Annotated in this window: 11 protein-coding genes; 5 read left to right on the top strand and 6 right to left on the bottom strand. The window is 37.1% G+C overall.

The annotated features are described in order from the left end of the window. Window positions 1–93: 93 nt before the first annotated feature. The gene (gene argS, locus DZ858_RS00690) at window positions 94–1,869 is read left to right on the top strand and encodes an arginine--tRNA ligase (protein WP_117157657.1); all 1,776 of its coding nucleotides are present in this window, start codon (window positions 94–96) and stop codon (window positions 1,867–1,869) included. Window positions 1,870–1,878: 9 nt separating this feature from the next. Here the strand turns inward: argS and DZ858_RS00685 are convergent, their stop codons facing one another. Genes DZ858_RS00685 through DZ858_RS00675 form a run of 3 tightly spaced genes read right to left on the bottom strand, consistent with a single transcriptional unit; the run spans window position 1,879 to window position 5,884 of the window. Next, window positions 1,879–4,437: a TonB-dependent receptor gene (locus DZ858_RS00685; protein WP_117157656.1), complete on the bottom strand. Its 2,559-nt coding sequence runs from the start codon at window positions 4,435–4,437 to the stop codon at window positions 1,879–1,881. Further along, window positions 4,418–5,326 carry a FecR family protein gene (locus DZ858_RS00680; protein WP_158548332.1) on the bottom strand — a complete coding sequence of 303 codons (909 nt, stop codon included), beginning with the start codon at window positions 5,324–5,326 and terminating at the stop codon, window positions 4,418–4,420. The genes DZ858_RS00685 and DZ858_RS00680 overlap by 20 nt, the downstream gene beginning before the upstream one ends. A 48-nt stretch (window positions 5,327–5,374) precedes the next feature. Further along, window positions 5,375–5,884, bottom strand: a complete 510-nt coding sequence (locus DZ858_RS00675) for an RNA polymerase sigma factor (protein ID WP_117157654.1) — start codon at window positions 5,882–5,884, stop codon at window positions 5,375–5,377. A gap of 101 nt (window positions 5,885–5,985) precedes the next feature. On the opposite strand from DZ858_RS00675, the gene DZ858_RS00670 reads away from it, so the two are divergent. From DZ858_RS00670 to DZ858_RS00660, 3 genes are all read left to right on the top strand, one after another. Next, window positions 5,986–7,761 carry a hypothetical protein gene (locus DZ858_RS00670; protein ID WP_117157653.1) on the top strand — a complete coding sequence of 592 codons (1,776 nt, stop codon included), beginning with the start codon at window positions 5,986–5,988 and terminating at the stop codon, window positions 7,759–7,761. A gap of 35 nt (window positions 7,762–7,796) precedes the next feature. Then, window positions 7,797–8,285: a hypothetical protein gene (locus tag DZ858_RS00665; RefSeq protein ID WP_239990693.1), complete on the top strand. Its 489-nt coding sequence runs from the start codon at window positions 7,797–7,799 to the stop codon at window positions 8,283–8,285. 159 nt (window positions 8,286–8,444) lie between these two features. Further along, window positions 8,445–9,974 carry a hypothetical protein gene (locus DZ858_RS00660; RefSeq protein WP_117157652.1) on the top strand — a complete coding sequence of 510 codons (1,530 nt, stop codon included), beginning with the start codon at window positions 8,445–8,447 and terminating at the stop codon, window positions 9,972–9,974. A 67-nt stretch (window positions 9,975–10,041) separates the two neighbouring features. Here DZ858_RS00660 and DZ858_RS00655 read toward each other — a convergent pair whose 3' ends face one another. Both DZ858_RS00655 and DZ858_RS00650 read right to left on the bottom strand, forming a co-directional pair. Continuing rightward, entirely contained in the window at window positions 10,042–11,517 is a 1,476-nt protein-coding gene (locus DZ858_RS00655; RefSeq protein ID WP_117157651.1) for a M28 family peptidase, read from the bottom strand. A 78-nt stretch (window positions 11,518–11,595) separates the two neighbouring features. Then, the gene (locus DZ858_RS00650; RefSeq protein WP_147309553.1) at window positions 11,596–12,090 is read right to left on the bottom strand and encodes a hypothetical protein; all 495 of its coding nucleotides are present in this window, start codon (window positions 12,088–12,090) and stop codon (window positions 11,596–11,598) included. Window positions 12,091–12,319: 229 nt separating this feature from the next. Here DZ858_RS00650 and DZ858_RS00645 point away from each other — a divergent pair, with 229 nt between their 5' ends. Further along, window positions 12,320–13,570: a DEAD/DEAH box helicase gene (locus DZ858_RS00645; RefSeq protein WP_117157649.1), complete on the top strand. Its 1,251-nt coding sequence runs from the start codon at window positions 12,320–12,322 to the stop codon at window positions 13,568–13,570. A 27-nt stretch (window positions 13,571–13,597) separates the two neighbouring features. Here the strand turns inward: DZ858_RS00645 and DZ858_RS00640 are convergent, their stop codons facing one another. Then, on the bottom strand, window positions 13,598–14,071 hold the full coding sequence (locus tag DZ858_RS00640; RefSeq protein ID WP_147309552.1) for a hypothetical protein: 474 nt from the start codon (window positions 14,069–14,071) through the stop codon (window positions 13,598–13,600). Between the last annotated feature and the right edge of the window lie 95 nt (window positions 14,072–14,166).

The raw sequence follows: 14,166 nt of genomic DNA, 5'->3' as shown, positions 1-14,166 counted from the left end.
TTAAAGATACACATTTTAAAACTTCGATTTTCAATTTCAACTTCAGCTTCCATTTCTCATTAAAAAACTATCTTTGCACCTAAAATTAAACCTATGCAACTTCAGGACGTTTTAACTGCCAAAATTAAGGAAGCAGTGACATCAATTTTCGACGCTAATCTTGAAACCGTGGAATTTCAAGCCACGCGTAAAGATTTTGAAGGTGATATCACGGTAGTGGTGTTCCCGATGCTTCGGGTGGTAAAAGGAAATCCGGTTAAAATTGGAGAAGCGATAGGAAATTACTTAGTTGAAAATGTAACAGAAGTTTCAAAATTCAATGTGGTAAAAGGGTTTTTAAATATTGTTTTAAGCGATGCGTATTATTTAGAGTTTTTCAATGCGGTAACCGATTTTTCTACCTTCGGAAAAGAGCCGCAAGGAGACGATGCGGTGTTGGTTGAATATTCTTCGCCAAACACTAATAAACCCCTGCATTTAGGACATATTCGAAATATTTTATTAGGCTATTCAGTAGCTGAAATTTTACAAGCAAGCGGTAAAAAAACCTATAAAACCCAGATTATAAACGACCGAGGAATTCATATTTGTAAAAGTATGCTGGCTTGGAAACGGTATGGAGACGGTGAAACCCCTGAATCTGCCGGATTAAAAGGGGATAAGTTAGTTGGGAATTATTACGTACGGTTTGATAAAGAATACAAAAAGGAAGTAGCTCAATTACAAGCTGAAGGAAAAACAGAAGAGGAAGCAAAAGCCGAAGCGCCTATTTTAAAAGAGGCCCAACACATGCTTCAAAAATGGGAACAAGGAGATGATGAGGTGGTGACCCTTTGGAAAAAAATGAATGGCTGGGTATATAAAGGATTCGAAAAAACCTACGATGCCTTGGGCGTTGATTTTGACAGCTATTATTACGAAAGTGAAACCTATTTATTAGGAAAAGATAATATTGAAGAAGGCTTAGAAAAAGGAGTGTTCTTTAAAAAAGAAGATGGATCCGTTTGGTGTGACCTTACTGATGAAGGGTTGGACGAAAAACTAGTATTACGAGCAGACGGAACAGCAGTTTATATGACGCAGGATATCGGTACCGCTATTCAGCGTATAAAAGACCATCCGGACGCCAGCGGAATGATCTATACCGTAGGGAATGAGCAAGATTACCATTTTAAAGTGTTATTCTTAATCTTGAAAAAATTAGGGTATAGTTGGGCCGAAAACCTGTATCATTTAAGTTACGGCATGGTTGATTTACCATCCGGTAAAATGAAAAGTAGAGAAGGAACCGTCGTGGATGCCGATGATCTAATTTCTGAAATGGCCGCCACTGCTGGTAAAATTTCAGAAGAATTAGGAAAGATTGATGACTTTACAGCTGATGAAAAGAAAGAATTGTATAAAACCATCGGTTTAGGGGCGTTAAAATACTACATATTGAAGGTAGATCCTAAAAAACGAATTTTATTCAACCCTGAAGAAAGTGTTGATTTTCAAGGGAATACCGGTCCGTTTATTCAATATACGTATGCGCGGATTCAATCAATTTTGCGAAAGGCCCGCTTCGACTCCACTCAGCGACCTCTGACCGTAAATCAATTACATGAAAAGGAGAAAGAGTTGTTGAAACAACTACAACTATTTCCTGAAACCGTGCAGTTGGCTGCAGAAAACTTCAGTCCGGCGTTATTAGCTAATTACACCTACGATTTGGTAAAAGAATTCAATTCCTTCTATCAAAATGTATCTATTTTAGGGGCTGATACTGATGAAGAAAAACAGTTTAGAGTTCACTTAGCAGATGCGGTTGCGAAAGTAATTAAGACCGCTTTTTCATTATTGGGAATAGAAGTTCCAGAACGGATGTAAGTTGTTTTTTTAAAACAACACTTGTACTGAAATATTTGGTGTAAGACCTAGCGATATTTCTTCCACTTGGTTAATTCGGCTTTCGTTATTTTCATCTGTGTCCAAAGCATATCGGATGTTTAGCGTGTTTTCTTTATTTAGTAGATTGAGCACAGCAACATTGATTTTAGCATCTACATTTTGAGAAATTCCCCAAAGATATTCCGCTGAAAAGTCAGCCCTAAAATAATCTGGTAAGCGTTCATTATTCGGAATATCATATTGTATTGTATCTTGACCATTTACTTCAATAATTTCCTCTCCGGGAACGGGAATAGTATACGGTTTTCCGCTATGCCAATTGATTCCTAAAGCCAGTTTAAACTTATTTAATGAATACGAACCGGCAACCGTTGCAGAATGCCGAATGTCAATATTATTTGGAAATTCCGAAGGGATAAGCGTTTCGAAAGTGTAATCGTTTTTCATAAATAAATAGCTAACCCAAGTACTAAAGTGCCGTGCGTTTTTATTGAATACAAACTCTAGGCCGTTAGCTGTGTAATCTCCAGTTGCTCTCACAAATTGAAACTGATTTTGAAACCCTTGGTTGGACGTAGTGATTCCTGAAACTTCTTTATAAAACCCTTCCAATGTAATTAGCCAATTGTTTTTATTATACCCAAACCCAAGCGAAGCTTGCTTACTTTCAAGAATAGGTATATTGTTGTCATTGGCTAACACCCACCGTCTTTTTTCGACGCCTAAAAAGTCACTTTCAAAATCAATACGCTGAGTAGTGGTCTGGCTTTTAAATTCACCCATGGTTTCAACTGAAAATCCATTACCTAATTTTTGGTGGACGCTCAATCTAGGTTCTACTAAGAGCTTGTCAAATTTTTCGAAATAAGATGCTCGGGCCCCAGCATTGATAACCGTTAATTCTTGATTGGGCGTATAGGTTATGTTTGAAAAAACCGAATGCGTACGCAACACTTCTTTATTATAAACCCTAAAACGCGGAATGTTTATATCTTGGGTATTACCAATGCCGATTTCTGAAAACTGATATCCGGACTGTAATTCAATTTTTTTTGAGATAGTAAAACGGGAGTCAATCTTCGCTCCGTCCTCTAATACTTCATTTTCTTGAAATTGCTGTTGGGTGGTAAAAAGGTCTTTGTTGGTTGCATTTAATAGATAATAAGAACCATAAAGCAAAGCTGTTGTTTCAAAACCGTCACTCCAGTTTCGGTTCCAAGAAACACCTCCAACGAGACTTCGTTGTTGTAATTCACTGGTTTTTGATTGATTGGAACCGTCAATACTTTCAGTAAAGTCCAACGAGTTGTCTATGGTTAAAAAATTAACCCGAATGGCATCTTTTTCTGAAATATCCCAAAGTAGTTTTGTGCTAAAATCATAGAAATTGAAATCTTCATCGGCTGTAATTTGGGTTTCGTTTTCTGGGTTTTCAATGTTTGTTATTTCTGTATCCTGAAAAATACGTTCAGAGTACGTATTATAAACTGGGGTTTCTAAAAAAGAGAGTGAATGCCTGCCTGAAATTTGAATACTTGCTTTATCAGAAAGAGGAATATTAGCAAATGCACTTCCATTAATTAAATTTAGTCCCACACCTGCTGAAAAATCTTCAGTTACCGTGTTCTTTGAACGCATATCAATTACCCCAGAAACACTTTCGCCAAAACGGGGTGGTGTTCCATTTTTATAAATGGAAACCTGTTTGGTGAGGTCTGGGTTAAAGGCAGAAATTAATCCGAAAAAATGACCGCTTTGGTACATTTTTATATCATCCCAGAGCAATAGATTTTCATCATGTGTTCCTCCGCGAATGTTGATGTTTGATATGGTTTCATCTGCACTTTCCACTCCTGGCAGCGCTTGGGAAATCTGTAACACATCATTCTCTATTTGGCCGGGTATCAATCCGAAATTCTCAGTGTTTAATGTAATAGAACCATCGGTTTTTTTGCTCACTCCTTGCACTAAATAAGTCTGAATATAAACCTCGTCAAGAGCTGTAGATTTTGAGTGGACCATAATCGTTGGACATGCTGCAGTCAATTGATTTATTGAGAGATTTATGGTATGATATCCAAGATAGCTAATAGTAATAAACCCTTCCGAAGGAACTTGTCTAGGAATTGAAAAAAAGCCTTCTGCGGTACTTACTGTTGAAAAATTAAAATTTTTTACAACGATATTGGCTCCTTCTAAAGGTTCACTGGTTTCAGCAGCAATGATTCTCCCGCAGTAATTGCTTTTCTGTTGCCGTGATACTACGGTTACATATCTATCGTCCAAAAGTGTAAACTGTAAAGAAGTTTGATTGTTCAATTGAGCAAGGACTTCTTGAAGCGAATCGGTTTTTTCAGGAACTGTAACTGATATATCTGAGATTTCATCTGGAACATAGGAAAAACGGATATTGTGCTGTTCTTCCAATTGTTGTATAACTGCAAACAAAGATTTCTTTCCTTCTGTCTGCCCAAGAATAGAAAGACTAAAGAAAAAACACATGATCAAGACGAGTGGAAACGCCTGTTTACTTGTTTTTGGCTGCATATATGGTTACCTGGTCTTCTTCTATCGTATAGGTTAGGTTTAAGGGGGCGCAAATTAACTGCAAAGCAAGGTCAATGTCGTTGTGAGTAAAACTTCCTGAAAATCGTTTGTTTTTTACGTTGTCAGGTAGATTCACCACAATCGGGTACTGTCTTTTTAATTCCTGTAAGACGGTTTCCAACGTTGCATTTTCAAAGCTACTTTCATTGTCTATCCAAGAAGGTGCTTTAGCAATACTTTGAACCTTTGTTACTAAGATACCATTTTTTATTTGTAAATTTTTTCCGGCAGGTAGTTTGATGAGTGTGTCGTTAAAAGCCACGCTTACCAAGCCTTCGTAACAATGTACCTGTAATTTTTTATCACGTGCAAATACATTAAACTGTGTACCTAAAACGCTAACCGCTCCAGCTCTAGTCTGTACGGTAAAAGTATTTCCTTTGGTCACTTTAAAATAAGCTTCGCCGTCCAACTCCAACTTTCGGTCGTTGTCCCACTTGTTTTTATTGTATTCAATCGTAGAATTAGCGTTTAATGCAACTTCAGAGCCGTCTGGTAAATTAAAGTTTTGTTTTTCAGCTACCGAAGTGGAAACAGTAGTTCCTAATGAATCGACGTATAAATATCCGGTGACAATCACGGCAAATACGGCAGCAATTTTTAAAACCGTAGCCCAAGGATTTAATTTTTTAACCTTAGGTTGTTGTTCTAATTTTTCAGAAATAGCTTTAAACGTTGCTTTTTCATCAAAGTCTGGTGTGTCGAAACCTTGGGTGGTTTTGGCAATTTTTATATAAGATGCATATTCAGGATCGGCCTTCAGTTGCTCAATTTCTTCTTGAGTAGCCGTGCCGTTCAAATAATTATGCAATATGTAGTCTTTTTCCATAATTGTGCATTTCATAAGTATAACAACTTAACTTGTTTTTACCCTACTTTAAAGTTCACCTATTTCGTCACGAAGTGATTTTAAAGCTAAACTCATTCTTTTTTCGACTGCTTTTACTGAAATATTCAAGATTTCAGCAATCTCCCTGTATTTTTTCCCTTCAATCCGGTTTAATAAAAAAGCGGTGCGCTGGGCTTCGGTTAAATTGGCGATGGCACTTTGCAATTTCTCATGGTATTGCTTTTCTTCCAATAAAAATTGAGGCGATTGGTTTTCCACTCTATCTGGTTGATGCTTGGCGTGCTTTAATACCACTTTTTTATGGGCTACTTCATTTAAAAAAGCATTGTTGGTAATGGTGTATAAAAACGATTTTGCCTTTTCTACTGGCACTTTAGCACAGTTTTGCCACAATTTTATAAAAGCGTCTTGTACCAAATCCTCTGCTTGTGCTTCGTTACCACATTTAAAATAGATAAACCGCCAAATGGTCTTTCCATGTTCTTTATACACTCTATTAAAAGTGTTTTCATTACAAATGGTTGAGTTTTTATCCATAGGGTAGGGTGTGACTTCAAATATATTCAAAAAAAAGTTTTGTAACTTAGGTAGGGTATTTTTGAAGTAACTTGTTTCACTTACACAGACCCTACAAAAACATGAAAAGAAACATTACGATATATACCTTTTTAATCCTGTGTTTTGGATTATTGTTTAGCTCATGCCAAAAAGAGGAGACTGAGTTTATAGACGAAACAGACCAAGATGAAACCATTACCTCAAACTCAACGTTAGCCAACTTATTGATACGTACTTCCCAAAATCCCGGAAGCAATGACGATATAATTGATGGTAACAGTTGCACGCAGGTTAAATATCCAGCAACTGTAATTGCCAACGGACAGAAAGTGATATTAGAAAGCGAAGCCGATATTTCACTAATTCAAGATATTTTTGATCAGTTCCCCAATGATACCGATACGCTTGAAATTGTATTCCCCATAACCCTTATTCTTCAGGATTTTTCAGAAGTTGAAATTAACGACCAAGCGGAATTAAATGCGCTTATTGCAGCCTGTCAAGGAGAGTCTGAAATTGGTTGTATTGATTTTGCATATCCAATTACCATTTTCACCTACAACTCTAATGACGAACAGACTGGAACGGTTACAATTAATAGTGATATTGAACTGTATTTACTACTATTTAATTTAGATAGCGATGATATTATCAGTATCGATTTTCCAATTTCAGTTATTTTGGAAGATGGAACTACTGTTGAGGTGAATAGCAACCAAGAATTAGAAGATTTATTGGCCAATGCCAATTGTGATGATGATAATGGCGAAGGTGAGCTTAGTGAATTTGAAGAAAACCTAACCACTGGAAGTTGGTATGTAACCTACTTTTTTGATGATTTTGATGAAACTAGCGATTTTAATGGATACGAGTTTACTTTTGCAACCGACAATACCGCACTAGCGACCAATGGAACCAATACCGTGCCCGGAACTTGGAATCTGACTACGAGTAGTACCCCAGATTTAGAACTATTCTTCGGAACTAATGATCCTTTTGATGAATTGGATGAAGATTGGGAGATTATCGAAGCCACTTCAGAAATCATACGCTTAAAACATATAAGTGGCGGTGATGGTAGTGTAGATTATCTTACCTATGAACGAACGCCTAACACGGGTGGAAATAACGAAGATGTAAATATTTTAATTGAAAACCTCACTACAGGAAACTGGTTTGTAACCTTGTTTCAAGATGATGGAAATGATGATACAACCGATTATAATGGGTATGAGTTCAGCTTTTTTATTGATGGTTCGGCAACGGCTGTAAGTACTTCTGAAACAATAAATGGGTTTTGGTCCATTGAAGATGAAGAGACAGGTTTGGACTTGGTGCTCAACTTCGATAATACGGGAAGCGATGATCCTTTTGAAGATTTAAATGACGATTGGGATGTGCTGGAATCCTCTCAAATAATAATTAGATTAAGCGATGAGAGCGGCGGCGGTAACAGTACGGACCTATTGACTTTTGAACGTGAACCAAATGGCGGGGGAGGAGGAAATGATCCTGACCCCCAAGAATTGAGGGATATATTACAAACCGGAACGTGGTATGTAGATACCTACTTAGACGATGGTGATAACGAAACCAATGTGTTTAATGGCTACGACTTTACGTTCTTTTCAAACCAAACCGTAACCGCAACCAATGGTTCTGAGAATGTAGATGGAATATGGATTGTTTCGGTTGTTGGCGAGGAGTTGAATTATGAGTTCGATATGGACAGCCCTATTAATGATGCAGATGACGACGATTATAGAGTGCTTCAATTTTCTGAAACTTCAGCAACCTTTATTATACGTGACAGTGATGGAAATATTGAAGATACCTTAACCTTTAAAAAGAATTAATAATAATAAAATAACACTTAGAAAATATGAAAACTATGAAAACGAAAATAACAAGTATCCTTATAATTATTATGTACGTAGCTGTAGTGACAAGCTGTTCAGGTGACGACGATAATAATAACGATGATAACCAAAATAACATTAATGCAAATCAAACTACAGAAATTGCACAAACGGGGACGTGGAGAATAACACAGTTTATCGATTCTGGCGATGATGAAACGTCAGACTTTAACGGTTTCGTCTTTACTTTCAATAGCAATGGAACAGTTATAACAAATAGAGGTGAGCTGTCAGTTTCAGGAACGTGGTCTGTAAACGATAGCAGTAACTCATCAGACGATGATGACGGCAGCTCTGATGATGTAGACTTTAATCTCTTTTTTAATGTTCCAGAAACAAACGATTTTGAAGATTTAAATGATGATTGGGACCTTGTTTCTGCAACCAATTTAAAAATTGAATTGATTGACATAAGTGGTGGTAACGGTGGTACCGATAACTTAGTTTTTGAAAAGATTTAACCTGTATAATTTTTCTGATTTTTGTTTTATAAAAGCCGCTCTCCTTCGAGGGTGGTTTTTTTGTATACTAGTTTTTTTATTTCTTTTTTTCTGAAAAATAAGGTAGGGTAAACAACAAGTTAATTGTTTTATTAATACATAACCTTTAAAAAAAACATTATGAAAAACGTAACCAAAAAAATAGTATTAATGACATTCTTGGCTTTTGCTTTTGTGGTAAGCTCTTGTTCAGAAGATGATACTGCGCCTTCAGATCCAACAAATTCTGAAGCTATAGAACAAGGCTCGGAACTGGCCAGCCTAATACAACGAACTTCAGACGATTCTGATAATGAATCTATAGATTGCATCGATTTTGTGTACCCGTTAAATTTCTTTATTTACAATTCAAATAATGAACAAATAGGAACTCAAACGGTCACTAGTGATTCAGAATTATTGAGCTTTTTGCTCTCTTTAGAATCAGGAACTTATATTGCAATGGATTACCCAATTTCAGTAGTGCTGAAAGATGGTACTGTGGTTGACGTAGCTAACAACGCCGAATTGCTTGCCTTGATAACCGATTGCTCATCCAGTGGTGGTGACGAGGTACCCAGTGATTTTGAAACCATTCTCACGTCCGATTCTTGGTTTGTAACCTATTTCTTTGATGATGAAGATGAAACCTCCGATTTTGCGGGGTACGAATTTACATTCGCCACAGATAATACTGCCCAAGCAACTAATGGTTCAAACACTGTGGAAGGGACTTGGAATCTAACTTCAAGTAGTACGCAAGATCTTGAACTTTTCTTCGGAAATAACGACCCTTTTGATGAATTGGACGAAGATTGGGATATTATTGAAGCCACTTCAGAAATTATAAAACTGAAACACATAAGCGGTGGCGACGGTAGTGTTGACTTTTTAACCTTTGAACGCAACCCATCCGGAGGTGGAGGCGGAGGTAATGGCGATACGGGAACATTTGTCGATAGCCTGACAACTGATAATTGGTACGTTAATCTTTTAGACGACGATGGAAATGATGAAACCTGTGATTATGTAGCATATCAATTCACATTTAATAGTGACGAAACAGTGGTTGCTGTAAGTGATAATAATACCGTAAACGGAACTTGGGCTGTAACTAACAGTAGTAGTGGTCTAGATCTAGTGTTAAATTTTGAAATTACTGGTGAGGATGATCCATTTGACGATTTAAACGACGATTGGGACGTACAGGAATTTGATGCCAACATTATAAAACTTATTGATATAAGTGGTGGCAATGGCGGTACTGACTACCTGAACTTTGGAAGAAACCCCTACGAAGATTGTAATGGAGGTGGTAACACAGATAATTTAGAAACGATCTTACAAGATGGTCAGTGGAGCGTAGGCAGTTATATAGATGATGGCGATGATGAAACCAATGATTATAATGGCTACGCTTTTACCTTTAATGCAGATGGAACAGCCATTGCCGAAAGTAATAGCGATACTGTTAACGGAACTTGGGCTGTAACAACAAGCAGCTCTGGACTTGACTTGGTGTTGAATTTTGAAATTGACAATGAAGATGACCCGTTTGATGATTTAAACGACGATTGGGATGTAGAGCAATTTACAACCGTTCAAGTTGATTTAAAAGATATAAGCGGTGGTGATGGTAGTACAGACCTACTGACATTTGTGAAGCTTTAAGCCTTTTTTGCCCCTAAACGAAAAGCCTTTCCATATTTTGGAAAGGCTTTTTTAATATAAAGGGGTTCTATTTTTTATAAAGTTTCTTCCCAGCTTCTTCATAAAGATCGCCAGAAACCCAAAAAGGGGTAGTGGGATCGTTAGCAATGTTTCGTCCTGATAAAACATACGCCCGGAAAAATTTCAGTAAATAATCATAATCTAGGGTGTCTGCTTCGTCACTTCGGCGGTGGTAGTGTTTGGTAGCTTGCGCAAAATCTGTAAAACCTAAAGTAAAAGTAGGCGAAGGAATTCCTTTTTTGGCAAAATGTACATTGTCGCTCCGATTAAAAAGATTGTTTTCGGGTTGTGGATCTTCATTTGCTTTAAGACCGAAAGTAGAGGCGGCATCCTCAATATTTTTTTCTGCAGTGGTTCGTGTTAATCCTACAATGGTAGCAATGGAGGTATCATTATATCCGCCATTGTCACTGTTAAAACAATAGACCATTTGGTCAAGCGGTACAATTGGATTGTCCACATAATATTTGCTGCCTAACAATCCTTTTTCTTCTCCTGTAAAAAGAATAAATAGCGCAGAACGTTTGGTAGGATACTTTGCCATGTTTTCGGCCATGCTCAATACGGTTGTAACCCCCACAGCATTATCTCTGGCTCCATTGTAAATAGTATCCCCGGTTTTATCAGGTTGGCCAACTCCAACGTGGTCGTAATGGGCAGAATAAATTATGTATTCGTTTTTAAGCTTGGGATCTGTCCCTTCAACTAAACCTACTACATTTTGCGAGGTGACTTTTACTCGGTTTTCACCTTCCATCATCATGTTTATGGGCATTTCTCCTTTACTTTTCAACGCGTCTGCATAGGTTCCGTTTTCATCTTGTATCCACACATAGGCAAAAGAATCTTCTTTACTGGCTTGATTTACCGTTTCTGCAATTTCCAATCGTTTGCTATTAAAATTGTGGTCTATATAGCCCCACATCTGCGGAGCAGCGTTTATAAATTCAATAATACCAATAGCACCCGTTTTTTTGGCGAGTTCTGCTTTCTTTTCTCGTAACCCAAAAGCAGCACGGGCATCTTTTGCATTAGGACCTCCAGCTTGTACTAATACAATTTTTTCTTTTACATTTTTTTCGTTGTAATCATCTTCAAGCCCATAGCCTACATAAACAGCTTTGCCTGTAAAATCCATTTTTGAAGTTTGTAAAACAACCTTGTTTTTGTATTCAGTACCATCTACAGAAAGTGTAAAGCGTCTTGGTGGAGTTACTTCTTGCATCGGTATCGTTTGGTAGTAACTGTTTGTGGCGGGATTAGGTTTTACACCATAGCCACGTAAGGTATTGGCTAAGTAGGAAGCCGCAATTTTATTTTCAGGAGTTCCGGTTTCTCGCCCTTTTAATAAATCGTCTGCTAAAAAATAAATGTGTCCTTCAATATCACTTTTTGAGACGGTTGTCTTTACTTTTTCTTGTTCGGTTTGTGATAAAAGGGGAGTTAATATTAATAAGGCTATAAAAATAGGAAGTTGTCTCATAAATAGTGTTGCTTTTAAGATTCTAAAGATATATAAAGTTTTAAAAATGCAACAGGGTCGTAATTACTGCTAATATCTTTAAAAAAGCAAATTAATGTCACTTCCAAATCGTTCCATCATATTATTTGTTGGGTTGCTATCTTGAAATGGAAATGCATCAACTTCACTATCATGTCGAATGACTAACCGATAGGAAGGACAAAAAATTCCATTTGAATACATTTCAGTATTCCATTCTCTTAAATAATCAATCGTTATGTTTTCTCCAGTTTCTAAAGCCGAAAATTCTTTTTTGGCGATTAAATTTCCGTTACTGTTTATGGCGGTTCCCCAAGGTCTTTCGTATAAATAAAAAGTTTGCTTTACTCCTTCTGAAAAAAAAGAATCTCCAACATTTATAATACTTCCAGAGATGGTAACCATATTTGAAGTGTTATTAGTTGGAGTTAATTTAAAATCGATCGATTCTACAGCAAAATCTATTTGCTTAGTGGTGTCTAATACTGTATCCTCTTTACTACATCCTAGTAGTAGCATGATACTAATGTACAAAAGGTAAATTGAATGTTTCATAGTAATATGATTTAGAATTATGTAATATGTAATTTACTGATAATTAGCTACTTATCTGTTAGGTGTTTTTACGTAATCTTTGTAAGAAAAAAGAAGGATAATTCCTATAGCTATCAAAAAGTCCCAACAACTATACAGTGAGATTACCATTGAAAAAATATGTGTATCTTTGCTGTCAATTCAAAAATGGCCGTACTAAAAACTTCAGAGCCATTTATAAACAACCTATATGTCATTTAAATCACTTGGGCTGTCCGAAGCCTTGCTAAAAGCTATTAGCAAAAAAGGATATACTACTCCATCACCTATTCAACAAAAAGCAATCCCTAAAGTATTAGAACGTAAAGATGTACTGGCATCTGCACAAACAGGAACCGGTAAAACAGCTGCTTTTACGTTACCTATGTTACAAATATTAAACACAGGAAAACATTTGCATAACCGCCCAGTTCGTGCTTTAGTATTAACCCCAACCCGTGAATTGGCAGCACAAGTAATGGAAGATGTAAACACGTATAGTGAGTTTACTAATTGCAACGGTACTGTCATTTTTGGAGGTGTTAGCGAAAAACCTCAAATAAAAGCGTTACGTAAAGGAGTCGATATTTTAGTGGCAACACCAGGACGTTTGCTCGATTTGCAAAGCCGAAACCTTGTTTCGTTAGCCAATATTGAAATATTAGTATTGGATGAGGCCGATAGAATGCTCGATATGGGTTTTCTTCGCGATATTAAAAAAATTCTTGCAGTGATGCCTTCAAAACGGCAGAACTTATTGTTTTCAGCTACGTTTTCAAAAGATATTAAAAAGCTGGCCAACACCTTTTTGCACAATCCGGTGATGGTAGAAGCCACTCCTGAAAATACTACGGCAGAAAAAGTAGATCAGCTAATTTATCGAACAGATAAAACTAAAAAAACACAATTGGTCACGAAGCTGATTGATGAGGGTGACTGGCAACAAGTGCTGATTTTCACCCGTACCAAACACGGAGCAAACCGCTTGAGCCAAAAATTGGAGAAGGCCGGAATAACGGCTGCAGCCATTCACGGAAACAAAAGTCAAGGGGCACGAACCAAAGCCCTTGCTGGATTTAAAAGTGGTAAAACCCGCGTATTGGTAGCAACCGATATCGCTGCTCGCGGACTTGACATCCCTTTATTGCCACACGTTATTAACTATGAACTACCCAACGTTCCTGAAGATTATGTACACCGCATTGGACGTACCGGTAGGGCAGGAGCCTCTGGTGAGGCTATTTCTATTGTGAGTGTAGATGAAAATGAATACGTTCGTGGTATTGAAAAACTTTTAGGCGAACGCCTGCAGAGTGAAGTGATACCCGGTTTTGAGGTTACTGAAACTTTAAAAGAAGTATTGGACAAAAAAGCCGATAACAAAGCGAACCACCGTTCACAACGAAATAATTCACGAAAGAATAAATCATCTGGAGGTTCAAAACGGCGACGTAATCGGTAATTGATATGTATAGCGTGGAATAGCTTTTTATTCTATATCCAACTTTCGTATCCTTCGTTTTAGGTCTCTACTGTTGGTATATAATGTAACGCCGGAACAGTTGTCAACGGCGTATCGGTTGAGCTTGTTTTCTTCAAACTCGCTTAGCTTTATGCGGTCAATGGTTTCAGTGTTTATATCTGGGAATAAATCTTCTAATCCTGGGTTTTCGTTAAGATCTAGCACCAACCATTTTTTACCTTGGATGATAATACCAAACCGAATAGGACAACCGCACCGATCTTCTTTTGGAGTAATCTTTTTTTCATTGTCTAGATATATGGCGTCAGAAAATAGCTTTTCTTTAATGAGCTCTAACTGAAACTCGGTAGTTTCAGCTTTTTTAAACTCTTTAATCCAAGCTTCATTGGTTTTCTTTAAAAAACATTCCTCGGGTAAGGGACGTTGTGCAATAGCACTTCCGAAGACACACAAGAAAAATAAAAAACAGTAAAATTTCAAACCAACAATATTTCGATAAGCTCAATACATCGCTTAAAAGAAACGGTATAAATCCCGAACCGATTTACGGAATACCAGAAAGCTATAGTAGGTTG

The organism is Marixanthomonas ophiurae (assembly GCF_003413745.1).
GTDB classification, from domain to species: domain Bacteria; phylum Bacteroidota; class Bacteroidia; order Flavobacteriales; family Flavobacteriaceae; genus Marixanthomonas; species Marixanthomonas ophiurae.
The sequence above is the reverse complement of the archived record's forward strand: the minus strand, read 5'-3'. Positions and strand labels throughout refer to the sequence as shown.

Coding starts and splice junctions, on each gene's coding strand:
- DZ858_RS00650 (WP_147309553.1), bottom strand. CDS start 12,090: ATGAAACATTCAATTTACCTTTTGTACATTAGTATCATGCTACTACTA.
- DZ858_RS00670 (WP_117157653.1), top strand. CDS start 5,986: ATGAAAAGAAACATTACGATATATACCTTTTTAATCCTGTGTTTTGGA.
- argS (WP_117157657.1), top strand. CDS start 94: ATGCAACTTCAGGACGTTTTAACTGCCAAAATTAAGGAAGCAGTGACA.
- DZ858_RS00645 (WP_117157649.1), top strand. CDS start 12,320: ATGTCATTTAAATCACTTGGGCTGTCCGAAGCCTTGCTAAAAGCTATT.
- DZ858_RS00680 (WP_158548332.1), bottom strand. CDS start 5,326: ATGGAAAAAGACTACATATTGCATAATTATTTGAACGGCACGGCTACT.
- DZ858_RS00675 (WP_117157654.1), bottom strand. CDS start 5,884: ATGGATAAAAACTCAACCATTTGTAATGAAAACACTTTTAATAGAGTG.
- DZ858_RS00665 (WP_239990693.1), top strand. CDS start 7,797: ATGAAAACGAAAATAACAAGTATCCTTATAATTATTATGTACGTAGCT.
- DZ858_RS00660 (WP_117157652.1), top strand. CDS start 8,445: ATGAAAAACGTAACCAAAAAAATAGTATTAATGACATTCTTGGCTTTT.
- DZ858_RS00655 (WP_117157651.1), bottom strand. CDS start 11,517: ATGAGACAACTTCCTATTTTTATAGCCTTATTAATATTAACTCCCCTT.
- DZ858_RS00685 (WP_117157656.1), bottom strand. CDS start 4,437: ATGCAGCCAAAAACAAGTAAACAGGCGTTTCCACTCGTCTTGATCATG.